This is a genomic window from Pseudomonas sp. R45(2017) (genome assembly GCF_002112305.1).
Lineage (GTDB): Bacteria > Pseudomonadota > Gammaproteobacteria > Pseudomonadales > Pseudomonadaceae > Aquipseudomonas > Aquipseudomonas paraglycinae.
The window spans coordinates 187850-214750 of the sequence record NZ_NEHH01000003.1 but is presented as its reverse complement, the minus strand read 5'-3'; the positions used below and the strand labels follow the sequence as shown (position 1 = coordinate 214750).

22 protein-coding genes are annotated in these 26901 nt (G+C 60.6%); 17 read left to right on the top strand and 5 right to left on the bottom strand.

The window, feature by feature from the left end:
* The first annotated feature begins 122 nt into the window (after positions 1 to 122).
* From aceA to CAF74_RS08015, 17 genes are all read left to right on the top strand, one after another.
* Complete coding sequence (gene aceA / locus CAF74_RS08095; protein ID WP_007951455.1) at positions 123 to 1448, top strand: isocitrate lyase; 1326 nt, start codon at positions 123 to 125, stop codon at positions 1446 to 1448.
* Between the two features lie 547 nt (positions 1449 to 1995).
* Positions 1996 to 2409 (top strand): NADH-quinone oxidoreductase subunit A, encoded by a 414-nt coding sequence (locus CAF74_RS08090; protein WP_003223812.1) that lies wholly within the window; start codon positions 1996 to 1998, stop codon positions 2407 to 2409.
* Positions 2410 to 2419: 10 nt separating this feature from the next.
* Positions 2420 to 3094, top strand: a complete 675-nt coding sequence (locus CAF74_RS08085) for an NADH-quinone oxidoreductase subunit B family protein (RefSeq protein WP_007951456.1) — start codon at positions 2420 to 2422, stop codon at positions 3092 to 3094.
* A 69-nt stretch (positions 3095 to 3163) separates the two neighbouring features.
* Positions 3164 to 4948, top strand: coding sequence for an NADH-quinone oxidoreductase subunit C/D (gene nuoC, locus CAF74_RS08080; protein ID WP_085745981.1), 1785 nt, complete (start codon positions 3164 to 3166; stop codon positions 4946 to 4948).
* A gap of 2 nt (positions 4949 to 4950) precedes the next feature.
* Positions 4951 to 5448, top strand: coding sequence for an NADH-quinone oxidoreductase subunit NuoE (nuoE, locus tag CAF74_RS08075; RefSeq protein ID WP_003223804.1), 498 nt, complete (start codon positions 4951 to 4953; stop codon positions 5446 to 5448).
* Positions 5445 to 6800, top strand: coding sequence for an NADH-quinone oxidoreductase subunit NuoF (nuoF, locus tag CAF74_RS08070; protein ID WP_085745980.1), 1356 nt, complete (start codon positions 5445 to 5447; stop codon positions 6798 to 6800). Before nuoE ends, nuoF begins: the two co-directional genes overlap by 4 nt.
* Before the next feature lie 137 nt (positions 6801 to 6937).
* Positions 6938 to 9652, top strand: coding sequence for an NADH-quinone oxidoreductase subunit NuoG (gene nuoG, locus CAF74_RS08065; protein ID WP_085745979.1), 2715 nt, complete (start codon positions 6938 to 6940; stop codon positions 9650 to 9652).
* On the top strand, positions 9649 to 10656 hold the full coding sequence (gene nuoH / locus CAF74_RS08060; protein ID WP_007951460.1) for an NADH-quinone oxidoreductase subunit NuoH: 1008 nt from the start codon (positions 9649 to 9651) through the stop codon (positions 10654 to 10656). The genes nuoG and nuoH overlap by 4 nt, the downstream gene beginning before the upstream one ends.
* A gap of 11 nt (positions 10657 to 10667) precedes the next feature.
* On the top strand, positions 10668 to 11216 hold the full coding sequence (gene nuoI / locus CAF74_RS08055; RefSeq protein ID WP_007951461.1) for an NADH-quinone oxidoreductase subunit NuoI: 549 nt from the start codon (positions 10668 to 10670) through the stop codon (positions 11214 to 11216).
* A gap of 9 nt (positions 11217 to 11225) precedes the next feature.
* Positions 11226 to 11726 (top strand): NADH-quinone oxidoreductase subunit J, encoded by a 501-nt coding sequence (gene nuoJ, locus CAF74_RS08050; RefSeq protein ID WP_007951462.1) that lies wholly within the window; start codon positions 11226 to 11228, stop codon positions 11724 to 11726.
* 3 nt (positions 11727 to 11729) lie between these two features.
* Entirely contained in the window at positions 11730 to 12038 is a 309-nt protein-coding gene (gene nuoK / locus CAF74_RS08045; RefSeq protein ID WP_003180046.1) for an NADH-quinone oxidoreductase subunit NuoK, read from the top strand.
* Positions 12035 to 13888 (top strand): NADH-quinone oxidoreductase subunit L, encoded by a 1854-nt coding sequence (gene nuoL, locus CAF74_RS08040; protein ID WP_085612666.1) that lies wholly within the window; start codon positions 12035 to 12037, stop codon positions 13886 to 13888. Before nuoK ends, nuoL begins: the two co-directional genes overlap by 4 nt.
* 39 nt (positions 13889 to 13927) lie before the next feature.
* Positions 13928 to 15460 carry an NADH-quinone oxidoreductase subunit M gene (nuoM, locus tag CAF74_RS08035; RefSeq protein ID WP_011334963.1) on the top strand — a complete coding sequence of 511 codons (1533 nt, stop codon included), beginning with the start codon at positions 13928 to 13930 and terminating at the stop codon, positions 15458 to 15460.
* A 7-nt stretch (positions 15461 to 15467) separates the two neighbouring features.
* Positions 15468 to 16931: an NADH-quinone oxidoreductase subunit NuoN gene (gene nuoN / locus CAF74_RS08030; protein ID WP_011334964.1), complete on the top strand. Its 1464-nt coding sequence runs from the start codon at positions 15468 to 15470 to the stop codon at positions 16929 to 16931.
* Positions 16932 to 17124: 193 nt separating this feature from the next.
* A complete protein-coding gene (locus CAF74_RS08025) occupies positions 17125 to 17310 on the top strand; it encodes a hypothetical protein (RefSeq protein WP_085745978.1) in 186 nt (61 codons plus the stop codon).
* Between the two features lie 215 nt (positions 17311 to 17525).
* Positions 17526 to 18851: an OprD family porin gene (locus CAF74_RS08020; protein WP_085745977.1), complete on the top strand. Its 1326-nt coding sequence runs from the start codon at positions 17526 to 17528 to the stop codon at positions 18849 to 18851.
* A 181-nt stretch (positions 18852 to 19032) separates the two neighbouring features.
* The gene (locus CAF74_RS08015; RefSeq protein WP_085745976.1) at positions 19033 to 20214 is read left to right on the top strand and encodes an acyltransferase; all 1182 of its coding nucleotides are present in this window, start codon (positions 19033 to 19035) and stop codon (positions 20212 to 20214) included.
* 85 nt (positions 20215 to 20299) lie between these two features.
* Here CAF74_RS08015 and CAF74_RS08010 read toward each other — a convergent pair whose 3' ends face one another.
* From CAF74_RS08010 to CAF74_RS07990, 5 genes are all read right to left on the bottom strand, one after another.
* A complete protein-coding gene (locus CAF74_RS08010) occupies positions 20300 to 20632 on the bottom strand; it encodes a DUF2790 domain-containing protein (protein WP_085745975.1) in 333 nt (110 codons plus the stop codon).
* A 66-nt stretch (positions 20633 to 20698) separates the two neighbouring features.
* Positions 20699 to 20899, bottom strand: coding sequence for a co-regulatory protein PtrA N-terminal domain-containing protein (locus tag CAF74_RS08005; RefSeq protein WP_102717003.1), 201 nt, complete (start codon positions 20897 to 20899; stop codon positions 20699 to 20701).
* A 134-nt stretch (positions 20900 to 21033) separates the two neighbouring features.
* Complete coding sequence (locus tag CAF74_RS08000; RefSeq protein WP_085745973.1) at positions 21034 to 24186, bottom strand: efflux RND transporter permease subunit; 3153 nt, start codon at positions 24184 to 24186, stop codon at positions 21034 to 21036.
* Between the two features lie 15 nt (positions 24187 to 24201).
* Positions 24202 to 25395, bottom strand: coding sequence for an efflux RND transporter periplasmic adaptor subunit (locus CAF74_RS07995; RefSeq protein ID WP_085745972.1), 1194 nt, complete (start codon positions 25393 to 25395; stop codon positions 24202 to 24204).
* A 49-nt stretch (positions 25396 to 25444) separates the two neighbouring features.
* Positions 25445 to 26692 (bottom strand): TolC family protein, encoded by a 1248-nt coding sequence (locus CAF74_RS07990; RefSeq protein WP_085745971.1) that lies wholly within the window; start codon positions 26690 to 26692, stop codon positions 25445 to 25447.
* Between the last annotated feature and the right edge of the window lie 209 nt (positions 26693 to 26901).

The window sequence follows — 26901 nt, the reverse complement described above, 5'->3', positions numbered from 1 at the left end:
TCGTTCATCCCGTCGCCTGCCCCGCCGAACCCGACCTGACCACCTAAGCTTCTGGTCAGCGAGCGCAAGGAATTTTCCACCGCAGAACAACTTTTCATAAAGACGCGACGAGGTTTATCTCCATGGCACTGACACGCGAACAGCAAATTGCAGCCCTTGAAAAAGACTGGGCTGAAAACCCGCGCTGGAAAGGCGTGACTCGCAATTACTCCGCTGCTGACGTCGTCCGTCTGCGTGGCTCGGTTCAACCAGAGCACACCTTTGCAAAAATGGGCGCCGAAAAACTGTGGAACCTGGTCACCCAGGGTGCCAAGCCGTCCTTCCGCCCAGAGAAAGATTTCGTCAACTGCATGGGCGCCCTGACCGGCGGCCAAGCTGTGCAGCAGGTCAAAGCCGGTATCCAGGCGATCTACCTGTCGGGCTGGCAAGTCGCTGCGGATAACAACTCCGCCGAATCGATGTACCCGGACCAGTCGCTGTACCCGGTGGACTCGGTTCCAACCGTGGTCAAGCGCATCAACAACTCGTTCCGTCGTGCCGACCAGATCCAGTGGAAAGCCGGCAAGAACCCGGGCGACGATGGCTACATCGACTACTTCGCGCCAATCGTGGCTGACGCCGAAGCCGGTTTCGGCGGCGTGCTGAACGCCTACGAGCTGATGAAGAGCATGATCGAAGCAGGCGCCGCTGGCGTTCACTTCGAAGACCAGCTGGCTTCCGTGAAGAAATGCGGCCACATGGGCGGCAAGGTTCTGGTTCCAACCCAGGAAGCCGTACAGAAGCTGACCGCTGCTCGTCTGGCTGCCGACGTTGCCGGTGTACCGACCATCATCCTGGCCCGTACCGACGCCAACGCTGCCGACCTGCTGACGTCCGACTGCGACCCGTACGACCAGCCGTTCGTGACTGGCACCCGTACTCAGGAAGGTTTCTACAAGGTTCGTGCAGGCCTGGACCAGGCAATCGCCCGCGGCCTGGCCTACGCGCCGTACGCCGACCTGATCTGGTGCGAAACCGCCAAGCCGGACCTGGACGAAGCCCGTCGTTTCGCTGAAGCGATCAAAAAGGAATATCCGGACCAGATCCTGTCGTACAACTGCTCGCCTTCCTTCAACTGGAAGAAAAACCTGGACGACGCGACCATCGCCAAGTTCCAGCGCGAACTGTCCGCCATGGGTTACAAGCACCAGTTCATCACCCTGGCCGGCATTCACAACATGTGGCACAGCATGTTCAACCTGGCGCACGACTACGCCCGCAACGACATGACCGCCTACGTGAAGCTGCAAGAGCAGGAATTCGCTGACGCCGCCAAGGGTTACACCTTCGTGGCTCACCAGCAGGAAGTGGGCACTGGCTACTTCGACGACATGACCACCGTGATCCAGGGCGGCACGTCCTCGGTGACCGCGCTGACCGGTTCGACCGAAGAAGAACAGTTCCACTGATCGACTTCGCCTGAGCGAACGGCCTTTGCGGACCGTATAGAAAGCTAACCGCATTGCCGAAAAACTGACGCCCCGACTGGTTCGGGGCGTTTTTTTTGCCTGCGGTTTTCCGGGCGCCTCAGGAATTGGCACAACCTGTCAGGCAAAACATTGATCCAGAGCGGTATCCGCATCGCAAAAATCGGCTAAAACGGGCGCCGCCGCTACTTGCAGTAACGCGCATATAAGACAACTTCCCAACTACTGACCCGTTAAACAGTTACCAAACCACTCCAAACGATATCAATTATCATTTAGCGGCAACTATGTTCGTTACATTTCCTACAAAACATAATTCGTGAAATCCCGGCTAATGCCCGCTACGCATGGGCTGCGTGCCCTTCGAGGTGCGCTATGTCCTTATTCCAATAAATAATTTCGCTATAGGAATTTTACTTGCCGGGTGTTTAGCCATAAAATCAGCGCGATTGATTGCTGCGACATATCGTCACTGCCTTATTTCTTTATCAAGCTCAGAGACCTTTGCTCTCTGTTAAGGATTTCCAGCATGCCCGAAGCGACAGGACTCATGGCCCACAACTGGGGCTTTGCCATTTTCCTTCTGGGTGTAGTCGGCCTGTGTGCCTTCATGCTCGGCGTCTCCAGCCTCCTCGGGTCAAAAGCCTGGGGCCGCAGCAAAAACGAACCGTTCGAGTCCGGCATGCTACCTACCGGTGGCGCCCGCTTGCGGCTCTCAGCCAAATTCTATCTGGTCGCGATGCTGTTCGTGATCTTCGATATCGAAGCCCTCTTTCTCTTTGCATGGTCTGTGTCCGTCCGCGAAAGCGGCTGGACCGGATTCGTCGAAGCTCTCGTTTTCATAGCAATTCTGTTGGCAGGTCTTGTCTACCTGTTCCGAGTGGGCGCCCTTGACTGGGCTCCGGAAGCTCGTCGCAAGCGGCAGGCGAAGCTGAAACAATGAGGCTTTGGCAATGCAATACAATCTCACCAGAATCGACCCCGATGCTCCTAACGAGCAGTATCCGATCGGCCAGCGGGAAACCGTTTCCGATCCGTTAGAAGATCAAGTCCACAAAAACATTTTCATGGGCAAGCTGGAAGACGTGCTGAGTGGCGCGGTCAACTGGGGACGTAAGAACTCCCTGTGGCCGTACAACTTCGGTCTGTCGTGCTGCTACGTGGAAATGACCACCGCCTTCACGGCGCCCCACGACATCGCGCGCTTCGGCGCCGAAGTTATCCGGGCATCACCGCGTCAGGCCGACTTCATGGTTATCGCCGGGACCTGCTTCATCAAGATGGCGCCGATCATTCAGCGCCTGTACGAGCAGATGCTCGAGCCCAAGTGGGTGATCTCGATGGGTTCGTGCGCCAACTCCGGCGGCATGTACGACATCTACTCCGTGGTTCAGGGGGTGGACAAGTTCCTGCCCGTTGACGTCTACGTACCTGGCTGCCCGCCCCGTCCAGAAGCATTTCTGCAAGGCTTGATGCTGTTGCAGGAATCCATTGGCCAGGAGCGTCGCCCACTTTCCTGGGTCGTTGGCGATCAAGGCGTTTATCGCGCCGACATGCCTTCGCAGAAGGAACAGCGCCGCGAACAGCGAATCGCAGTCACCAACCTGCGCAGCCCTGACGAAGTCTGATCCAGTCTGTTTCAAAGAAACGAGAAGCTGGCTTCATTCTTTACGTTGACCGAAAGCGAAAAAATAACCATGACTACAGGCAGTGCTCTGTACATCCCGCCTTATAAGGCAGACGACCAGGATGTGGTCGTCGAACTGAACAACCGTTTTGGCGCCGAAGCGTTCACCGCTCAGCCGACCCGCACCGGCATGCCGGTGCTGTGGGTGGCTCGCGCCAAACTCGTCGAAGTCCTGACCTTCCTGCGCAACCTGCCCAAGCCGTACGTCATGCTCTATGACCTGCACGGCGTGGATGAGCGTCTGCGCACCAAGCGTCAAGGGCTGCCGAGCGGTGCCGATTTCACCGTGTTCTATCACCTCATGTCGCTGGAACGTAATAGTGACGTGATGATCAAGGTCGCCTTGTCCGAGAGCGACCTCAGCTTGCCGACCGTCACCAGCATCTGGCCGAACGCCAACTGGTACGAGCGTGAAGTCTGGGACATGTATGGCATCGACTTTAAAGGTCACCCGCACCTGTCGCGCATCATGATGCCGCCGACCTGGGAAGGTCACCCGCTGCGCAAGGACTTCCCAGCGCGCGCCACCGAATTCGATCCGTTCAGCCTGAACCTGGCCAAGCAACAGCTTGAGGAAGAAGCCGCGCGTTTCCGTCCTGAAGACTGGGGCATGAAGCGCTCCGGCCCGAACGAGGACTACATGTTCCTCAACCTGGGTCCGAACCACCCTTCGGCTCACGGTGCGTTCCGCATCATCCTGCAACTGGACGGTGAAGAGATCGTCGACTGCGTTCCGGACATCGGTTACCACCACCGTGGCGCCGAGAAGATGGCCGAGCGTCAGTCCTGGCACAGCTTCATTCCGTACACCGACCGTATCGACTACCTCGGCGGCGTGATGAACAACCTGCCGTACGTGCTCTCGGTCGAGAAGCTGGCCGGCATCAAGGTACCCGAGAAGGTCGACGTCATCCGCATCATGATGGCCGAGTTCTTCCGGATCACCAGCCACCTGCTCTTCCTGGGCACCTACATCCAGGACGTCGGCGCCATGACTCCGGTGTTCTTCACCTTCACCGACCGCCAGAAGGCGTACACGGTGATCGAAGCCATCACCGGTTTCCGCCTGCACCCGGCCTGGTACCGCATCGGTGGCGTCGCCCACGACCTGCCGCGCGGCTGGGAAAAACTGGTGAAAGACTTCGTTGAATGGCTGCCAAAGCGCCTCGACGAATACACCAAGGCCGCCCTGCAGAACAGCATCCTCAAGGGTCGTACTATCGGCGTTGCCCAGTACAACACCAAAGAGGCCCTGGAATGGGGCGTCACCGGTGCCGGCCTGCGTTCCACCGGTTGCGACTTCGACCTGCGCAAGGCGCGTCCGTACTCCGGTTACGAGAACTTCGAGTTCGAAGTGCCGCTGGCCGCCAACGGCGATGCCTACGACCGCTGCATGGTTCGCGTCGAAGAGATGCGCCAGAGCGTCAAGATCATCGACCAGTGCCTGCGCAACATGCCGGAAGGCCCGTACAAGGCGGATCACCCGCTGACCACGCCGCCGCCGAAAGAGCGCACGCTGCAGCACATCGAAACCCTGATCACGCACTTCCTGCAGGTTTCGTGGGGCCCGGTCATGCCGGCCAACGAATCCTTCCAGATGATCGAAGCGACCAAGGGCATCAACAGTTATTACCTGACGAGCGACGGCGGCACCATGAGCTACCGTACCCGGATCCGTACTCCGAGCTTCCCGCATCTGCAACAGATCCCTTCGGTGATCAAAGGCAGCATGGTCGCGGACCTGATTGCGTACCTGGGTAGTATCGATTTCGTTATGGCCGACGTGGACCGCTAAGCATGAACAGCACGCTTATCCAGACAGACCGTTTCACCTTGAGTGAAACCGAGCGCTCGGCCATCGAGCACGAGCTGCATCACTACGAAGACCCGCGCGCGGCGTCGATCGAAGCCCTGAAGATCGTTCAGAAGGAACGCGGCTGGGTGCCGGACGGCGCCCTGTACGCCATCGGCGAGATCCTCGGCATCCCGGCCAGCGACGTTGAAGGCGTGGCCACGTTCTACAGCCAGATCTTCCGTCAGCCGGTCGGCCGTCACATCATTCGCGTCTGCGACAGCATGGTCTGCTACATCGGCGGCCACGAGTCGGTGGTCAGCGAAATCCAGAACAACCTGGGTATCGGCCTGGGTCAGACCACTGCCGACGGTCGCTTCACTCTGCTGCCGGTCTGCTGCCTCGGCAACTGCGACAAGGCACCGGCGCTGATGATCGATGACGACACCTTTGGCGATGTCCAGCCTGCCGGCGTCGCCAAACTGCTCGAGGGCTACGTATGACCCTGACTTCTTTCGGCCCGGCCAACCGCATCCAGCGTTCGGCCGAGACTCACCCGCTGACCTGGCGCCTGCGTGACGACGGCGAAGCCGTGTGGCTCGACGAGTACCAGGCCAAGAACGGTTACGCCGCTGCGCGCAAGGCCTTCGCCGACATGGATCAGGACGCCATCGTCCAGACCGTGAAAGACGCCGGCCTCAAGGGTCGCGGCGGTGCAGGCTTCCCCACTGGCGTGAAGTGGGGCCTGATGCCAAAAGACGAATCCATCAACATCCGCTACCTGCTGTGCAACGCGGATGAAATGGAGCCGAACACCTGGAAAGACCGCATGCTGATGGAGCAACTGCCCCATCTGCTGATCGAAGGCATGCTGATCAGCGCCCGCGCGCTGAAAACCTACCGTGGCTACATCTTCCTGCGTGGCGAGTACACCACCGCTGCCAAGCACCTGAACCGTGCCGTGGAAGAAGCCAAGGCTGCCGGCCTGCTGGGCAAGAACATCCTGGGCAGCGGCTTCGATTTCGAGCTGTTCGTCCACACCGGCGCCGGGCGTTACATCTGCGGTGAAGAAACCGCACTGATCAACTCCCTCGAAGGTCGCCGCGCCAACCCGCGCTCCAAACCACCCTTCCCTGCCGCCGTTGGCGTGTGGGGCAAGCCGACCTGCGTGAACAACGTTGAAACCCTGTGCAACGTGCCGGCGATCATTGCCGACGGCGTGGACTGGTACAAATCGTTGGCCCGCGACGGCAGCGAAGACATGGGCACCAAGCTCATGGGCTTCTCCGGCAAGGTCAAGAACCCTGGCCTTTGGGAACTGCCATTCGGCGTGACCGGTCGCGAACTGTTCGAAGACTACGCCGGCGGCATGCGCGACGGCTTCAAGCTGAAAGCCTGGCAGCCAGGCGGCGCCGGTACCGGTTTCCTGTTGCCGGAACACCTCGACGCACAAATGTACGCCGGCGGCATCGCCAAAGTGGGCACCCGTATGGGTACCGGCCTGGCCATGGCGGTGGACGACAGCGTCAACATGGTGTCCCTGCTGCGCAACATGGAGCAGTTCTTCGCTCGCGAATCCTGCGGCTTCTGCACCCCGTGCCGTGATGGTTTGCCATGGAGCGTCAAGCTCTTGATGGCGATCGAACAAGGTCGCGGCCAGCCAGGCGACATCGAGACCCTGCTGGGTCTGGTCAACTTCCTCGGCCCGGGCAAGACCTTCTGTGCTCACGCACCGGGTGCCGTGGAGCCGTTGGGCAGTGCCATCAAATACTTCCGTCCAGAGTTCGAAGCCGGTATCGCGCCTGCAAGCGCCACCGTCCCGCCTCTGGCGAAGCCGATCGTAGTCGGCGCGTAAACGCTTAGAAAAGGCGAAGGGTCCGTGCCCTTCGCCTTTCGTCCGATGACGCCTTTCGGGGCTGACTGGATTCGGACGGATAACAAGATTCCATTAGCCACGCCCGCTGACACCGGGCCAACGAAGACCTTTGAACCATGGCCACTATCCACGTAGACGGCAAAGCGCTCGAAGTCGACGGGGCAGACAACCTGTTACAGGCATGTCTGTCGCTGGGCCTCGACATCCCTTATTTCTGCTGGCACCCCGCGCTTGGTAGCGTCGGGGCCTGCCGCCAGTGCGCGGTCAAGCAGTACACCGACGAGAACGACACCCGTGGTCGCATCGTCATGTCCTGCATGACCCCTGCCACCGACAACACTTGGATCTCCATCGACGATGAAGAATCCAAGGCGTTTCGCGCCAGTGTTGTTGAATGGCTGATGACCAACCACCCGCACGACTGCCCTGTGTGCGAGGAAGGCGGTCACTGCCACCTGCAAGACATGACCGTGATGACCGGCCACAACGAGCGCCGTTATCGCTTCACCAAACGTACCCACCAGAACCAGCAACTGGGCCCGTTCATTTCCCACGAAATGAACCGCTGCATCGCCTGCTACCGCTGCGTGCGTTTCTATAAGGATTACGCCGGCGGCACCGACCTCGGTGTATTTGGCGCCCACGACAACGTGTACTTCGGTCGCGTTGAAGACGGCACCCTCGAAAGCGAGTTCTCCGGCAACCTCACCGAGGTCTGCCCGACCGGTGTGTTCACCGACAAGACTCACTCCGAGCGCTACAACCGCAAGTGGGACATGCAGTTCTCGCCGAGCATCTGCCATGGCTGCTCGAGCGGTTGCAACATCTCCCCGGGCGAGCGTTACGGCGAACTGCGTCGCATCGAAAACCGTTACAACGGTTCGGTGAACCAGTACTTCCTGTGCGACCGTGGCCGTTTCGGTTATGGCTACGTCAACCGCACCGACCGTCCACGTCAGCCGCTGCTGGCCGACGGCACCAAGCTTGGCCTGGATGCTGCGCTGGACAAAGCCGCTGACCTGCTGCGCGGTCGCAACATCGTCGGTATCGGTTCGCCGCGTGCCAGCCTGGAAAGCAACTACGCGTTGCGTGAACTGGTCGGCGCCGAGCACTTCTACTCCGGTATCGAAGCCTCCGAGCTGGAACGCATCCGTCTGGTCCTGCAAGTGCTGAAAGACAGCCCGCTGCCAGTGCCGAACATGCGCGACATCGAAGACCACGACGCCGTGTTCATCCTCGGTGAAGACCTGACCCAGACCGCTGCCCGCATGGCCCTGGCCCTGCGTCAGTCGGTAAAAGGCAAGGCCGAAGACATGGCCGAAGCCATGCGCGTCCAGCCTTGGCTCGACGCCGCCGTGAAGAACATCGGTCAGCACGAGCTGAACCCGCTGTTCATCGCCAGCCTGGCTGAAACCAAGCTCGACGACATCGCCGAAGAATGCGTACACGCCGCTCCGGACGATCTGGCCCGCATCGGTTTCGCCGTGGCTCACGCCCTGGACGCCAGCGCCCCTGCCGTTGAAGGTCTGGACGCCGAAGCCCTGGAACTGGCCAAGCGCATCGCCGACGCACTGCTCGCGGCCAAGCGTCCACTGATCATCGCCGGTACTTCGCTGGGCTCCAAAGCCTTGATCGAAGCCGCTGCGAACATCGCCAAGGCCCTGAAGCTGCGCGAGAAGAACGGTTCGATCAGCCTGATCGTGCCGGAAGCCAACAGCCTCGGCCTGGCCATGCTCGGTGGCGAATCGGTTGATGCCGCGCTGCAAGCGGTCATCGACGGCAAGGCCGACGCCATCGTCGTGCTGGAAAACGATCTGTACACCCGCACCGCCAAGGCCAAGGTCGATGCGGCACTGAACGCTGCGAAAGTAGTGATCGTTGCCGACCATCAGAAGACCGCCACCAGCGATCGCGCGCATCTGGTTCTGCCAGCCGCCAGCTTCGCTGAAGGCGACGGTACGCTGGTCAGCCAGGAAGGTCGCGCCCAGCGCTTCTTCCAGGTTTTCGACCCGCAATACATGGACGCGAGCATTCTGGTCCACGAAGGCTGGCGCTGGCTGCACGCCCTGCGCGCCACCCTGCTGAACCAGCCGATCGACTGGACGCAACTCGACCACGTGACCGCTGCCGTTGCTTCGAGCACGCCGCAACTGGCGCGCATCGTCGACGCCGCTCCGTCCGCCTCGTTCCGCATCAAGGGTCTGAAACTGGCGCGTGAGCCGCTGCGTTACTCCGGTCGCACCGCGATGCGCGCCGACATCAGCGTTCACGAACCACGCACCCCGCAAGACAAGGACACCGCGTTCGCCTTCTCGATGGAAGGTTACTCGGGCTCCGCCGAACCGCGTCAGCAAGTGCCGTTCGCCTGGTCGCCGGGCTGGAACTCGCCGCAAGCCTGGAACAAGTTCCAGGACGAAGTCGGTGGTCACCTGCGCGCTGGCGATCCGGGCACCCGCCTGATCGAGAGCACCGGTGATTCGCTGAACTGGTTCGCCAGTGTTCCGCGCGCGTTCAACCCGGCCCAGGGCACCTGGCAAGCCGTGCCGTTCTACCACCTGTTCGGCAGCGACGAGAACTCGTCGAAAGCCGCTCCGGTCCAGGAACGCATCCCGGCCGCCTACGTAGCACTGGCCAAGTCCGAAGCGGACCGTCTGGGCGTCAACGACGGCGCATTGCTGAGCCTCAATGTTGCCGGCCAGACCCTGCGTCTGCCGCTGCGCATCAATGAAGAGCTGGGCGCTGGCCTGGTTGCACTGCCGGCTGGTCTGGCAGGCATTCCGCCGGCGATTTTCGGCCAAACCGTTGATGGTCTGCAGGAGGCAGCGCAATGACCTGGTTCACCCCTGAAGTGATCGATGTGATCCTGACGGTCATCAAGGCCATCGTGATCCTGCTGGCCGTGGTGGTCGCAGGCGCGTTGCTCAGCTTTGTCGAGCGTCGCCTGCTGGGCTGGTGGCAGGACCGTTACGGTCCGAACCGCGTGGGTCCGTTCGGCATGTTCCAGATCGCGGCCGACATGCTGAAGATGTTCTTCAAGGAAGACTGGACCCCGCCGTTTGCCGACAAGGTGATTTTCACCCTGGCACCGGTGGTGGCCATGTCCGCCCTGCTGATCGCTTTCGCGATCATCCCGATCACCCCGACCTGGGGCGTGGCGGATCTGAACATCGGCCTACTGTTCTTCTTCGCCATGGCCGGTCTGTCGGTCTACGCGGTGCTGTTCGCCGGCTGGTCGAGTAACAACAAGTTCGCCCTTCTCGGCAGCTTGCGTGCCTCGGCGCAGACCGTGTCCTACGAAGTGTTCATGGGCCTGGCCCTGATGGGCATCGTGGTGCAGGTCGGCTCGTTCAACATGCGCGACATCGTCGAGTACCAGGCGCAGAACCTGTGGTTCATCATTCCGCAGTTCTTCGGCTTCTGTACCTTCTTCATCGCTGGCGTGGCCGTGACTCACCGTCACCCGTTCGACCAGCCGGAAGCGGAACAGGAACTGGCCGACGGTTACCACATTGAATACGCCGGTATGAAATGGGGCATGTTCTTCGTCGGTGAATACATCGGCATCATCCTGATCTCGGCGCTGCTGGTCACCCTGTTCTTCGGTGGCTGGCACGGTCCGTTCGGCATCCTGCCGCAACTGTCCTTCGTCTGGTTCGCACTGAAGACCGCGTTCTTCATCATGCTGTTCATCCTGCTGCGCGCTTCCATCCCGCGTCCGCGTTATGACCAGGTGATGGATTTCAGCTGGAAATTCTGCCTGCCACTGACCCTGATCAATTTGCTGGTGACCGCTGCAATCGTGTTGTGGAACACGCCTGCGGTTGCGGTTCAGTGAGGATTTGACCCATGTTCAAATATATTGGCGACATCGTTAAGGGTACCGGTACCCAGTTGCGCAGCCTGGTCATGGTCTTCGGCCATGGCTTTCGCAAGCGCGACACCCTGCAATACCCGGAAGAGCCGGTCTACCTGCCACCACGCTACCGTGGTCGCATCGTCCTGACCCGTGACCCCGATGGCGAAGAACGCTGCGTAGCCTGCAACCTGTGCGCCGTGGCTTGCCCGGTGGGTTGCATCTCGCTGCAGAAAGCTGAAACCGAAGACGGTCGCTGGTACCCGGACTTCTTCCGTATCAACTTCTCGCGCTGCATTTTCTGCGGTCTCTGCGAGGAAGCCTGCCCGACCACCGCGATCCAGCTGACCCCGGATTTCGAGATGGCCGAGTTCAAACGTCAGGACCTGGTGTACGAGAAAGAAGATCTGCTGATCTCCGGCCCCGGCAAAAACCCTGATTACAACTTCTATCGTGTTGCAGGTATGGCCGTTGCGGGCAAGCCGAAAGGCGCCGCACAAAACGAAGCCGAGCCGATCAACGTGAAGAGCTTGCTGCCTTAAGGAAGAACGATGGAATTCGCTTTCTATTTCGCATCGGGTATCGCTGTTGTGTCCACATTGCGTGTGGTCACCAACACCAATCCTGTGCACGCCCTGCTCTACCTGATCATTTCGTTGATCGCCGTGGCCATGACCTTCTTCGCACTCGGCGCTCCGTTCGCCGGCGTGCTGGAAGTGATCGCCTACGCTGGCGCCATCATGGTGCTGTTCGTGTTCGTGGTGATGATGCTGAACCTCGGTCCCGCCTCGGTTCAGCAGGAACGCACCTGGCTCAAGCCCGGGATCTGGGCGGGGCCGGTCATTCTCGCCGCCCTGCTGCTGGCCGAACTGCTGTATGTGCTGTTCGCTCACCAGAGCGGTCAGGCCATCGGCCACACCACCGTCGATGCAAAAGCCGTGGGCATCAGCCTGTTCGGTCCGTATCTGCTGGTGGTCGAACTCGCCTCGATGCTGCTGCTCGCTGCAGCCGTCACGGCGTTCCATTTGGGCCGTAACGAGGCGAAGGAGTAAGACATGCCTGCTATCCCTCTCGAACATGGATTGGCCGTCGCCGGCATCCTGTTCTGCCTTGGTCTGGTCGGCCTGATGGTCCGCCGCAACATTTTGTTCGTGTTGATGAGTCTGGAAGTGATGATGAACGCCTCTGCACTGGCCTTCATCGTTGCGGGCGCCCGCTGGGCGCAACCGGATGGACAGATCATGTTCATCCTGGTGATCAGCCTTGCAGCCGCCGAAGCCAGTATTGGCCTGGCGATCCTGCTGCAACTGTATCGCCGCTTCCACACGCTCGATATCGACGCTGCCAGTGAGATGCGCGGATGAACCTACTCTTTCTGACTTTCGTATTCCCTCTGATCGGGTTCCTGTTGCTGTCGTTCTCGCGCGGCCGCTTCTCGGAAAACCTGTCGGCGCTGATCGGTGTCGGCTCCATCGGCCTGTCTGCCATCGTCGCGGCCTACGTGATCTGGCAATTCAACGTCGCGCCACCGGAAGGTGGCGTCTACACCCAGGTGCTGTGGCGCTGGATGTCGGTGGAAGGTTTCCAGCCTGACTTCGCGCTGTACCTGGATGGTCTGTCCGTGACCATGCTCGGTGTGGTCGTTGGTGTCGGCTTCCTGATCCACCTGTTTGCATCGTGGTACATGCGTGGCGAAGACGGTTACTCGCGCTTCTTCTCGTACACCAACCTGTTCATCGCCAGCATGCTGTTCCTGATCCTGGGCGATAACCTGCTGTTCATCTACTTCGGTTGGGAAGGCGTGGGCCTGTGCTCGTACCTGTTGATCGGCTTCTACTACAGCAACCGCAACAACGGTAACGCCGCACTCAAAGCCTTCATCGTCACCCGTATCGGCGACGTGTTCATGGCGATCGGCCTGTTCATCCTGTTCCAGCAACTGGGCACGCTGAACGTCCAGGAACTGCTGGTGAAGGCGCCTGAGCACTTCAAGGTCGGCGATTTCTGGATCGTGCTGGCGACCCTGATGCTGCTGGGTGGTGCGGTCGGTAAATCGGCTCAACTGCCGCTGCAGACCTGGCTTGCGGACGCGATGGCCGGCCCTACCCCGGTTTCGGCACTGATCCACGCCGCAACCATGGTGACTGCCGGTGTCTACCTGATCGCCCGTACCCACGGTCTGTTCGCCCTGGCGCCGGACATCCTGCACCTGGTCGGCATCGTGGGTGGTGTGACCCTGGTACTGGCCGGTTTTGCCGCGCTGGTACAAACCGACATCAAACGTATCCTCGCCTACTCGACCATGAGCCAGATCGGCTACATGTTCCTGGCGCTGGGCGTTGGCGCCTGGGAAGGCGCGATCTTCCACCTGATGACCCACGCCTTCTTCAAGGCCCTGCTGTTCCTTGCTTCCGGTGCGGTGATCGTTGCCTGCCACCACGAGCAGAACATCTTCAAGATGGGCGGCCTGTGGAAGAAACTGCCGCTGGCCTACGCCAGCTTCATCGTCGGTGGTGCCGCTCTGGCCGCCCTGCCACTGGTGACTGCAGGTTTCTACTCCAAGGACGAAATCCTCTGGGAAGCGTTCGCCAGCGGCAACCACGGTCTGCTTTACGCAGGTCTGGTCGGCGCATTCATGACGTCGCTTTACACCTTCCGCCTGATCTTCATCGCGTTCCATGGTGAAGCCAAGACCGAAGCCCACGCCGGTCACGGCATCGCTCACTGGCTGCCGCTGTCGGTGCTGATCGTGCTGTCGACCTTCGTCGGCGCCATGATCGTTCCACCGCTGCACGGCGTACTGCCCGAGAGCGTTGGCCATGCCGGTGGCGAAGCCAAGCACAGTCTGGAAATCGCTTCGGGCGCCATCGCCCTGGCCGGTATCCTGCTGGCGGCCCTGCTGTTCCTCGGCAAGCGTCGCTTCGTGACCGCGATTGCCAACAGCGGCATCGGCCGTCTCCTTTCGGCCTGGTGGTTCGCTGCCTGGGGCTTCGACTGGATCTACGACAAACTGTTCGTGAAGCCGTACCTTGCGATCAGCCACATGCTGCGCAAAGACCCGCTCGACCAGACCATCGGTCTGATCCCGCGCATGGCCAAGGGTGGTCACACCGCCCTGAGCCGTACCGAAACCGGTCAACTGCGTTGGTACGCTGCTTCGATGGCTGCTGGTGCCGTGTTGGTCATCGGCGCTGTCGTGCTGGTAGCGGTCTGATATGAACCTTGCGAATTTGCGAAAGGAAACGAGCCCGTCATGATTCTGCCTTGGCTAATCCTGATCCCCTTCATCGGCGGCCTGCTGTGCTGGCTGGGTGAGCGCTTCGGCGCCACCCTCCCCCGCTGGATTGCGCTGTTGACCATGACCCTGGAACTCGCCCTCGGCCTCTGGCTGTGGGCCCACGGTGACTATTCATTTGCTCCGGCGCCTGGCGCCGATCCGACCTGGGCGCTTGAGTTCAAGCACGTCTGGATCCAGCGCTTCGGCATCAACGTGCACCTGGCCCTCGACGGCCTGTCGCTGCTGATGATCCTGCTGACCGGTCTGCTGGGTATCCTGTCGGTACTCTGCTCGTGGAAAGAGATTCAACGTCACGTTGGCTTCTTCCACCTGAACCTGATGTGGATCCTGGGCGGCGTTGTCGGCGTGTTCCTGGCCCTCGACCTGTTCATGTTCTTCTTCTTCTGGGAAATGATGCTGGTGCCGATGTACTTCCTCATCGCGCTCTGGGGTCACAGTTCTTCGGACGGCAAGAAAACCCGTATCTACGCCGCGACCAAGTTCTTCATCTTCACTCAGGCTTCCGGCCTGATCATGCTGGTGGCGATCCTCGGTCTGGTCCTGGTCAACTACAACAGCACCGGCGTGATCACCTTCAACTACGCCGATCTGTTGAAGACCAAGATGTCGATGACCACCGAGTACATTCTGATGCTCGGCTTCTTCATCGCCTTCGCGGTCAAGCTGCCCGTGGTTCCGTTCCACTCCTGGCTGCCTGACGCTCACGCCCAGGCACCGACTGCAGGTTCCGTCGACCTCGCCGGTATCTTGCTGAAAACCGCGGCCTACGGTCTGCTGCGTTTCGCCCTGCCGCTGTTCCCGAACGCCTCGGCCGAGTTCGCGCCGATCGCCATGACCCTCGGTCTGATCGGGATCTTCTACGGTGCGTTCCTCGCTTTCGCGCAAACTGACATCAAGCGTCTGATCGCCTTCTCGTCCGTTTCCCACATGGGCTTCGTACTGATCGGCATCTACTCCGGCAGCCAACTGGCGCTGCAAGGTGCCGTGATCCAGATGTTGGCGCACGGTCTGTCGGCGGCGGCACTGTTTATCCTCAGCGGTCAGCTGTACGAGCGTCTGCATACTCGTGACATGCGTGAGATGGGCGGTCTGTGGTCGCGTATCGCTTACCTGCCGGCGATCAGCCTGTTCTTCGCAGCCGCCTCTCTGGGTCTGCCGGGTACCGGTAACTTCGTCGGCGAGTTCCTGATCCTGATCGGTACGTTCGCCAGTGCTCCATGGATCACCGCGATTGCCACCTCCGGTCTGGTGTTCGGTTCGGTCTACTCGCTGATCATGATCCACCGCGCTTACTTCGGTCCGTCCAAATCGGATTCGATCCTGCACGGCATGGACGGTCGCGAACTGATCATGGTGCTGGGCCTTGCGGTACTGCTGATTTACCTCGGCGTCTACCCGCAACCGTTCCTCGACACTTCTGCCGCCACGATGCATGGCGTGCAGCAGTGGCTCGGCACCGCCTTCACTCAACTCGCTTCGGCCCGGTAAGAGCGCTATGGAATTCACGATTCAACACTTTATTGCGCTTGCGCCACTGTTGATCACCAGCCTCACCATTATCGTGGTGATGCTGGCAATCGCCTGGCGCCGCAACCACTCGCAGACCTTCCTGATTTCGGTGGCAGGTCTGAACCTGGCCTTGCTGTCGATCCTGCCGGCCCTGAAAGTCGCGCCTCTGGCCGTGACCCCATTGCTGCAGATCGACACCTTTGCCTGCCTGTACATGGCGCTGATCCTGGTCGCCACCCTCGCTTGCGTCACCCTCGCCCACGCCTACCTCGGCGATGGCGGTTCGGGTTACCCGGGCAACCGTGAAGAACTGTACCTGCTGATCCTGATGGCCGCCGCCGGTGGCTTGGTTCTGGTCAGCGCGCAGCACCTGGCCGGCTTGTTCATCGGTTTGGAACTGCTCTCGGTGCCGGTCTACGGTCTGGTGGCCTACGCCTTCTTCAACAAGCGTTCGCTGGAAGCCGGCATCAAGTACATGGTGCTGTCGGCCGCCGGTTCCGCGTTCCTGCTGTTCGGTATGGCGCTGCTGTACGCAGACTCGGGTTCGCTGAGCTTCGTCGGTATCGGTCAGGCCCTGGCCGCGACCGGCTTGCCAAGCTCGCTGGCACAACTGGGCCTGGGCATGATGCTGATCGGTCTGGCGTTCAAGCTGTCGCTGGTACCGTTCCACTTGTGGACGCCGGACGTGTACGAAGGTGCTCCGGCACCGGTGGCCGCGTTCCTCGCCACCGCGTCGAAAGTGGCTGTGTTCGCGGTCATGGTTCGTCTGTTCCAGATCTCCCCTGCCGCAAGCAGTGGCGTACTGAGCAACGTGCTGACCATCATCGCCATCGCTTCGATCCTGTTCGGTAACCTGCTGGCCCTGACCCAGAGCAACCTCAAGCGTCTGCTCGGTTACTCCTCCATCGCGCACTTCGGCTACCTGCTGATCGCACTGGTGGCGAGCAAAGGTCTGGCGGTGGAAGCCATCGGCGTGTACCTGGTCACCTACGTGATCACCAGCCTCGGCGCCTTCGGCGTGATCACCCTGATGTCCTCGCCGTACAACGGCCGTGACGCAGACGCCCTGTACGAATACCGCGGCCTGTTCTGGCGCCGTCCGTACCTGACCGCCGTACTGACCGTGATGATGCTGTCCCTGGCCGGTATCCCGCTGACTGCTGGCTTCATCGGCAAGTTCTACATCATCGCTACCGGTGTCGAGTCGCACCAATGGTGGCTGGTAGGTTCCCTGGTTCTGGGCAGCGCCATCGGCGTGTTCTACTACCTGCGCGTGATGGTCACCCTGTACCTGATCGAACCGAACCTGCGCCGCCACGACGCCCAACTGCACTGGGAACAGAAAGCAGGCGGCGTGATGCTGCTGGCGATCGCTGTGGTTGCGTTCTTCCTCGGCGTCTACCCACAACCGCTGCTGACCCTGGTTCAGCAATCGGGCCTGGCGGGCTGATCGCTCAGCGATAGTTGGCTAGAAACAGAAACGGCACCTTCGGGTGCCGTTTTTGTTTTTGTGGGATTTTGATTTTCAACGCCCTCCCCTTTTTAGGAATTTGCCTTCAAAACGATGAGCAACGGCTGACATCACGCAGTTGGCCTATGCCGTTAAATTCGAAAGTCACCCATCAAGTGGAGATCCAGAAACCATGAAGCGAGATATTTTTTCAGAGTTGATGGACGGCCTAAAGGCGTTAGCCGAAAAACGCAAAGACAAAGTCACCTTGAAAAAAACGCGCGCCCAACGGATCGGAACCATGAAGGGCCAACTCACACTTCCCAATGACATCGATACCTCTCTGCCAGAAGACGTGCTGGATAGCTTCGAACGGTAGAAACGAACATTTGCATACATGGAACGATCAGACCCACCCTGTGTGTGAGTTTCGCCCGCCCCACCTGACAAAATTGTAATTCCCCAATCACCTCCGCGTTATCTGCAGCCTGCAACGATGTCACCCGGCGACCATGCCGGCGGGCCCCTTGTCCGTCGAACAATAAAACCCACGCCGAAGCTCGTTCCCGTTCTGCCGAACCCAAGGAGTGATTGATGGTTAACAACACAAAAATATCGATGGCCGCTCTGGTAGTGGTCGTCGGCGCCGGGCCGTCCTCGGTGTTTGCAGAAGAAAAACCCGAAGGGTTTATCGAAGGCAGCAGCCTGACGGTGCTCAACCGTAACCTTTACTTCAACCGTGATCACCGCAACGGTCAGTCCAGCCCTACCGGCAATGGATACTCCGAAGCCTGGGCCCACGGCATCATCGGCAAGTTCGAATCCGGTTTCACCCAGGGCACCGTCGGGGTCGGGGTGGATGCATTTGCGATGATCGGCCTGAAGCTCGACACCGGCGACGGCCGCAACGGTGGCCGCAGTTCGTTCGATGTGTTGCCGGTCAACAGCGACGGTGAAGCACGGGACGAATACACCAAGGTCGGCGGCGCCGCCAAAGTGCGGGCCTTCGATACGGTGGTGAAAGTCGGTGATGTGTTCCCGGCCAACCCGGTGGTCGCGGCAGGTGATTCGCGATTGCTGCCGGAAAGCTTTCGCGGTGTGACCGCGACCAACAACAGCGTCGAAGACCTGTCGATCCAGGGCGGCCGGTTGCATGCGATGAGTCAACCGGTGTCCAGCGACCTGCGCGAGAACTTCGCGACCTTCTATGCCGGCCCGGTCAACTCGCCGTGGATCGCTTACGGCGGCGGCGATTACGCGCTGAACAAAAACCTGAGTTTCAGCCTGTACTCCAGCCGCCTCAAAGATGCCTGGAACCAGTACTACGCCGGCACCGCCTGGACGTATCCGCTGTCGGATGACCTGTCGCTGTTCGGCGGCCTGAATTACTACAATGCGGTCGACGAGGGCAAACAATTGCTCGGCGAGTTCGACAACAACATCTGGAGCGGCCGCGTCGGCGTGAAACTCGGCGCGCATTCCGTCGCCCTTTCCCACCAGCGCAACAACGGCAACGACGACTTCGACTACTTGCGCCAGTCCGACTCGATCTTCCTCGACAACTCGATCCAGTACAGCGACTTCAACTCGCCGAAAGAACGCTCGTGGATGGTGCGCTACGACCTCGACATGACCCCCTACGGCGTGCCCGGCCTGTCGTTCATGACCCGTTATGCACGCGGCACCGACGCCGATTACTCCAACGCCAACGCCGTGTACATGCGCCGCGATGCCGACGGCAATCCACTGACCGACCAGAAGCGCTGGGAGCGTGACATCGAAGTCAAATACGTGGTGCAGAGCGGTTCGATGAAAGACCTGTCGCTGCGCCTGCGCCAGGCCACGACCAGGGCCACGGCATTTGAGTCGGACCTGGATGAGGTACGGGTGATCGTCGAATACCCGCTGGCGATTCTCTGAGTTTTACGAGCAATGCGCATTCACCTTTAGAAGCTCCTTGCTCCTTTGGTAAGAGGTGAATCCTTTGGCGTCCTTCGGGGCGCTTTTTTTTGTTCCGCAAATAACAGATCGATTTCTTGACCGGACAAGCGGTCACCTGCCATCTTCGCCAGCGCTGAAAAACAAGAACAACGAGGGATCGATGAGCGCGCGTAAAAACCTGGAAATCGAATACTTGAGAGGCGCGGCCGTCGCCATGACCCTCTTGAGCCACGTCAACATGATGCTGCCGTTTCACGCCGATACGCTGCTGAGGATCTTTTCTGTCTTCATGCCCTGGACCGGGGTCGATCTGTTCTTCTGCATTTCCGGTTTCGTGGTGAGCAAGGCCTATCTGGACTATTTCGACAAACACCGCGCGCAAGGCCAGCCGGGGCTGGCCGCCGCTTGTTTCTGGCTACGGCGCGCCTACCGGCTGTTGCCCACTGCGTGGCTCTGGATTCTCCTCCCGCTGTTGTTTTCCATTGTGTTCAACCAGTCGAACGCCTTCGGCTCGTGGTACGACAATCTGCGCAGTTTCACTGCCGTAGCAACATTCACTGGCAACATCGCTCATTACCAATCACTGCTGGGTTCCAGCCCCCAATACTGGAGCCTGGCGCTGGAGGAGCAGTTCTACTTCGTCTTTCCGTTTTTTCTGCTGTTCATAACGTCGCCACGCTGGCGCGTCATCGTCCTGTTCGCGCTCATTGCCTTGCAGTTTGGTGTGGATCGAAATCCTTTCGGCCACCCCATGAGCATCCTCACGTACTTCCGCCTGGACGCAATGCTCTGGGGAATTCTCCTGTGCCTGTTTACCCGAACCCGCCTCTATCGGCAGATCGAACCGCGTGAGCTGGGGCAGAGTTCGACCAGATCCATGTTTTGCACGCTGTTTCTGCTCTACATGCTGGGTGCTGTCGCCATACAACTGATAGCCATGCCGATTGCCGTCGGCATGGTCGCGCTCGTCGCGGTGCTGATTGTCTGGCTGGCGAGTTACGAGAAGGGTTACATCTACTGCCCGGCCTTCATGCGCGGTTTCATGCAGTGGGCCGGCTCGCGATCCTATGGACTCTACGTGATTCACGTCTTCACCAATCACCTGAGTACAGAGATCTGGACCCGTGTGGCCGCCAGTCAGGGCGTGCCTCTGGACGGGCGTTTTACCCTTGAGCTGTTAGCGACGTCTCTGGTTCTGCTGGTAGTGCTGAGCGAGCTCAATTACCGCTTTATCGAAACGCCCCTGCGCCAGCGTGGAGCAGAGATTGCCCGCCGCAAACTGAGCCATGAAGCGCCTGCGGTAACTGCCGGCGCGACTGCTGAGCCATTGCCAGTCAAATAACCCGCAAACGCAAAAGCGCGGCAGACGCCAGGGTCTTCCGCGCATGACCACAATGGCCGGGTGCACACCGTGAAAGTGCGCAGCATCAGCTGCCGCTGTTCCGGCAAGCACCCGCCACGCGGTACTTGAGCGTATTGAGCTGCCCGTTCGAATCCTCATAGGTCATCGCAGTGGGGACGACGGCGCAAGCGGGCTGGGGCTTCACAACGCTGACGATTTTCACCACATCAAGCTTCATTCCGTATTCGTAATCCTTCACCACGGGCGCCGCCTTGCCCCGTTCGGCCGCGTATTGCTCCATGGCCTTGGCGTTGGCGCTGAACGCTCGCTCGAAGGTTCGATCACCACCGCCTTCGGCCAGCACATTCACAGACATCGCCATGGCGCCGGCGAAGGTCATCCACTTGATCCACTTCATGTTCAATTCCTCCAAAAAAGCCCGGCATCGGAATTCGGACGACAGGCTTGTTCCAGCGCGGCGTTTTTAAAGGTCCTTGGTGGTGTCGTCTTTCTTCTCATTGACGACAACCGGGTCGCGGGCCTTTTCCCTGGCGACATATAGCTCCATGGAACGGTCGTTGGCGGTCATCATTCGGTCGAAGGTGCGATCCCCGCCACCTTCGGCCAACACCAGCGAAGACATCATCAGAGCCACGGCAAACGCGCCAATCTGTGCAAGTTTCATCATTGATTCCTCATTCAAGTCACTGACGGGATCAAGGTAACAATCCGAACCTTTCGTGACGGTGGCGCCGAAATTACATATCCGTCATGTAGAAAGGCCCGCAATGGCGGGCCTGTTGTTGAGGTAAAAAGTGACTAGGCAGCCGTAAGCGCTTCCTCGTCCCGACGATGCGCCAGCTGATACAGCGCTGGCAGGATCAGCAGCGTGAGAATGGTCGAGGACAGGATCCCGCCAATCACCACCGTCGCCAGCGGTCGCTGCACCTCGGCCCCGGTGCCGGTCGCAAGAGCCATCGGAATGAAGCCTAAAGACGCCACCAGCGCCGTCATCAACACCGGGCGCAATCGCGTCAGCGCGCCTTCATGGATCGCTTCGGACAACGACCGGCCTTCCTCCCGCAAGTTGCGAATGAACGCGATCATCACCAGCCCGTTGAGCACCGCCACACCGGACAGCGCGATAAACCCGACGCCCGCCGAGATCGACAGCGGAATGTCCCGAAGCCACAACGCCATGACCCCGCCGGTCAGCGCAAACGGAATCCCGGTGAACACCAGCAAGCCGTCCTTGAGGTTGTTGAACATCATGAACAGCAACCCGAACACCAGCAGCAACGCCACTGGCACCACGATCTGCAAGCGCTTGGCCGCCGATTGCAGTTGCTCGAACTGACCGCCCCAGGTGGTCCAGTAACCCGCCGGCACCTGCACGTCGCGCTCGATCACTTCGCCCGCCTCGGCGACGAAAGAACCGATGTCACGCCCACGCACGTTGGCGCTGACGATCACCAGGCGCTTGCCGTTCTCGCGGCTGACCTGATTCGGCCCCAGCACCAGATCGAGGCTGGCAACGTCCTTCAGCGCAATGAAGCCGATCTGACTGGCCGCCTCACCGCCAGCCGCCGGCACCGGAATCAGCAGCGCCGACAACCCGTCGACGTCCTTGCGCATGGCGTCGGACAAGCGCACCACCATGTCGAACCGACGGTCACCTTCATACAACGTCCCGGCCTTCTGCCCGCCGACGGCCACCGCGATGGTGTCCTGCACATCACCGACGTTGAGCCCGTAACGCGCGGCCTTGTCGCGGTCGATGTTGATGGTCAGTACCGGCAGACCGGTGGTTTGCTCGACCTTGACCTCGGAAGCACCGTCGACCTTCTGCATCGCGGCGGCAATCTTCGCCGCCGTGGCGTTGAGCACGTCCATGTCATCACCGAACACCTTGACCGCCACGTCGCTACGCACGCCGGAGATCAGCTCGTTGAAGCGCAACTGGATCGGCTGCGACAGTTCATAGTTGCTGCCCGGCAGCGTCGCCGCGGCCTGTTGCAGTTCGGCCATCAGAGTTTCGCGGGACTTGCCCAGGTCCGGCCATTGCTCTTTGGGCTTGAGCATCACGTAGCTGTCGGAGATGTTCGGCGGCATCGGGTCGGAGGCGATTTCCGCAGTGCCGGTGCGGGCGAAGACGCGCTCGACTTCCGGCACTTTATTCAGGATCAACGTTTCCAGCCGCTGCTGCATGTCCACCGATTGCGTCAGGCTGGTGCCCGGCACGCGCAACGCCTGCAAGGCAAAATCGCCTTCGCTGAGACTCGGCACAAACTCGCTGCCCATGCGGCTGGTGACCACGCCACTGAGGACGATCACGCCCAGCGCCGCACCCACGGCAACAGCACGATGCGACATCACCCAGGCCAGCGCCGGTGCATACACGCGACGTGCACCACGCATCATCACGCCCTCTTCTTCCTTGACCTTGCCGGTCACGAACAGCGCAATCGCCGCCGGCACAAAGGTCACGGACAACAGCATGGCGCCGAGCAACGCGATGACCACAGTGAACGCCATCGGGTGGAACATTTTTCCTTCCACACCGCTCAGAGCGAAGATCGGCAGGTACACGACCATGATGATCAACTGGCCAAAAATCAGCGGGCGCCGCGCCTCTTTCGCCGCCGCGAATACTTCATGGAAACGCTCGGATCGCGTCAGCAGACGCCCGTGATGCTGCTGCGCATGGGCCAGCCGGCGCAGAGTGTTTTCAACGATTACCACCGCGCCGTCGACAATGATCCCGAAGTCCAGCGCGCCGAGGCTCATCAGGTTGGCGCTGACCTTGTTGCTGAACATGCCGGTGAAGGTGAACAGCATCGACAGCGGAATAACCATCGCCGTGATCAGCGCAGCGCGGATGTTGCCGAGGAACAGAAACAGGATAGCGATCACCAGAATCGCGCCCTCGACGAGGTTCTTCTTCACCGTGGCGATGGCCTTGTCGACCAGATGCGTGCGGTCGTACACCGGCACCGCGATCACGCCGGCGGGCAACGACTTGTTGATCTGTTCGAGCTTCGCGGCGACGGCCTGAGAAACCGTGCGGCTGTTTTCACCGATCAACATGAACACCGTGCCGAGCACCACTTCGCGGCCATTTTCCGTGGCGGCGCCGCTGCGCAGTTCGCGGCCGATGTCCACGGTGGCGACGTTCTTGATCCGGATCGGCGTGCCGTCGACGTTGGCCATGACGATGTTGGCGATGTCCTCGGTGCTCGCCACTTGCCCCGGCGCGCGAATCAACAATTGCTCGCCACTGCGCTCGATGTAGCCGGCGCCGACGTTGGCGTTGTTGCGCTCCAGCGCCGTCACCAGATCGGTGAGGGTCAGTTTGTAGGCCGCGAGTTTTTTCGGATCGGGGGCGATCTGGTACTCCTTGGCAAAACCGCCAATGGTGTTGATCTCGGCCACGCCGGGAACGTTGCGCAGTTGCGGCTTGATGATCCAGTCCTGGATCACCCGCAAGTCGGTCGGCGTGTAGGGCGTGCCGTCGTCCTTCAGGGCGCCTTCTTTCGCATCGACCGTCCACAGAAAAATCTCGCCGAGCCCGGTGGAAATCGGCCCCATCACCGCTTCCACGCCCTCGGGCAATTGCTCTTTGGCCGACTGCAACCGTTCGTTGACCAATTGCCGGGCAAAGAACAGATCAGTGCCGTCCTTGAAGATCACCGTGACTTGGGACAACCCCGAGCGCGACAGCGACCGGGTCTGCTCCAGCGCCGGCAAGCCAGCCATCGCGGTTTCAATCGGAAAGGTGATGCGCTGCTCGGTTTCCAGCGGCGAGAACCCGGCCGCGCCGGTGTTGATCTGTACCTGGACGTTGGTGATGTCGGGCACGGCGTCGATCGGCAGTTTCTGATAACTGGCGATACCGAGGCCGGCCATGAGCAGAACGGCGAGCAACACGATGATGCGCTGCTCGATGGCAAACTGGATCAGGCGTTCGAACATGGGAGTCTTCCGCGATTAATGACTGTGCTCGGCCGAGGCTTTGCCCAGCTCCGATTTGAGGACGAAGCTGCCGGCGCTCGCGACTTGCACGCCAGGCTCCAGTCCGGCGGTGACTTCCACTTGCCCCGCCGCGCGACTGCCCAGCTCTACCGCTTGGGCCTTGAAGCCATCTTCTGTGCGGACGAAGACCGTGGGTTTGTCCTCGACGGTCTGGACTGCGGTTTCCGGTACGGCGACTTTGGCCTGACGGCTGTCGGTGGCGACCAGCGCGGTGACAAACAGGCCGGGTCGCCACGAACCTTGCGGGTTTTCCAGGGTAACGCGCACGGTCGCGGTGCGGGTCTGTTCGCCGAGCAGGCTGCCGACGTAAGCCACGGTGCCGCTGACTTCGGCGTTCAACTCCGCCGCGCTGACGGTGACGGGTTTGCCCACTTGCACCTTGTTCAAATCCTTCGGTGACACGCCGAAGGTGACCCACACCCGCGACAAATCCGAGAGCGTGAACGCCGCCGTGGTTTCATCGACCACCTCGCCCGGCGTCAGGTGCTTTTCCACTACCACACCGTCGAACGGCGCCCGCAGTTCATAGCGATTGCCACCGGTGGCGACCACACTGCCACTGAGCACGCTGATCTTTTGCCGGGCATTGCTCACGGCAATTTCGGCTTCCTCCAGGGCCTGACGTGCCTGGAGGAAATCCTGTTCGGCGGAGATCTTGTCCTGCCACAGTTTCTTCTCGCGCTCGAACGTCGTGCGGGCCAGGGCCAAGCGGCGTTGCGCGGCTGCCTGCTCGCTGCGCTGATCGGAAATCTGCTGACTGGCGATCACCGCCAGCAACTGGCCCTTTTTCACCGACTGCCCGAGATTGACCGACACCGACTCGACCACGCCCGGCACGCGCGGCACCACATGCGCGGTGCGGTCTTCGTCAAAACGCACTTCACCGGGGAACGACAGGCCGAGGCTGAAGCTATGCGTCTGGGCGGCGGCCAGTTGAATCCCCGCCGCCGCGATCTGCTCGGCCGTCAATTCTATGTGCCCTTCTTCGGCATGCTCGCCGTCAGCAGCGGCGCCTTCTTCGGCGTGATCGGCGTGTTCCGCCGCTTCGTCGGCATGCGCATCGATGGACGCATTGCCGCTCCACATCGAGCCGATGCCAATGCCCAGCGCCAACGTCGCCGCAGCGACCACAATCAGTTTTTTATCCATGGAAACTCCTCTGCGCCAAACCATCGCGCAGTGATCAGAAAGTTGAAATTCAAGGGTTGGCGCTGAGGTCGCCGAAGATGCGTTCGATGCGGACCCGGGCGTCGGTCGCCTCGCTCACCGCCTGGATGTATTGGCTGCGAGCGGCGATCAATGTGCGCTGGGCGTCGAGCACGTCGAGGAAGCCGAACTTGCCCATTTCGAAACCGCGAGTGGCGCTGTCCACCGCACTTTGCGCGGCGGGCAGAATGGTCCGGTCGAATGCCTGGATTTCGCCGTTGGCGGTCTGCCATTGCGCCAGCGTGGTCTGGATTTCCGTGCGCAAACGCAGCTCGGTGGCGTTGCGCAGGTCCCGCGCCTGATCAGTACGCCGCGCCGCCGCCAGCACGTTGCCCTGATTGCGGTTGAACAGCGGAATCGGCATCGACAGCCCCACCACGTTGACCCGCTCGCGCTCGGTTTCGCTGTACTGGCTGCCGATGCTGACGGTGAGATCGGGAATCCGCTGGGACTTTTCCAGCCCCAGCGACGCCTCGCGCTGGTCGATCTGCAACCTGGCCAGGCGCAGCTCCGCCGTCTCATTCAAGCGTTCAAGCAAACGGGTGGGCAGCGGTACGCTGGGCAGGCTTTGAGTCGCGGTCTGCACCGTAGTCGACGTCGGCAACGGTGCGCCCATGACCTGTGCCAACTGCTGGTACGCATTGGCCTGATCGCGCTCGGCGCGGCTCAATTCCAGGCGCACTTCCGAAAGCTGCACTTGCGCCCGCGTGCCTTCGACCGGCGACGACTTGCCCGCCTCGATCCGCCCCTGTGCCACACGCAAACCGTGCTCGGCGAGCTGCAGCGACTGCCGGGCCAGTTGCAAACGTTGCTGCGCGGTTTGCGCACCGTTGAACGCTTGAAGCACGTCGGCGCGCAGTGCGTTGCGCTTGCGCTCCAGCTCGATGCCGGCGGCATCCTGCGCACGACTCGCTACTTCAATCCGCGCGCCACGCTTGCCGCCCAGCTCGATCGGCTGGCTGAGCATCACCGTGGTGGTGCGCGATTCGCGCCGGGTGTCTTCGGCCTCCCACGACACTTCGGGATTCGGGATCAGCCCGGCCTGTTTGCGGTCGCCTTCGGCAATGCCGATTTCCCACTGCGCGGCGGCGAGATCCGGGTTGCCGGCGAAGGCGGTTTGCAGCGCCTGATCCAGCGTCAGGGTCGATGCACTGGCTAGGCTGGTACAAGCCAGCAACAAAAGGCCGCTGGCGGTTTTTTTCAGGCGTGATCGCGCCGTCAGTTCAATTAAACCGGGCAATGGAAGGCTTCCTTCAATCAAGAATCGTTGATGGCGCCACGGTAGGGTTTTGAACTTATCGACAAGGTGACGTGAACATTACAAATCCGTTATCCACGGTTTATCGAAGTTGTTTTGCTCTAGGATTCGAAGTTCGAATGGCTTTATTGCAATAGATAGAAACAAATGCACGTTAGTTATCTGCCGGACAGCACTTGCCGAAATGAAAG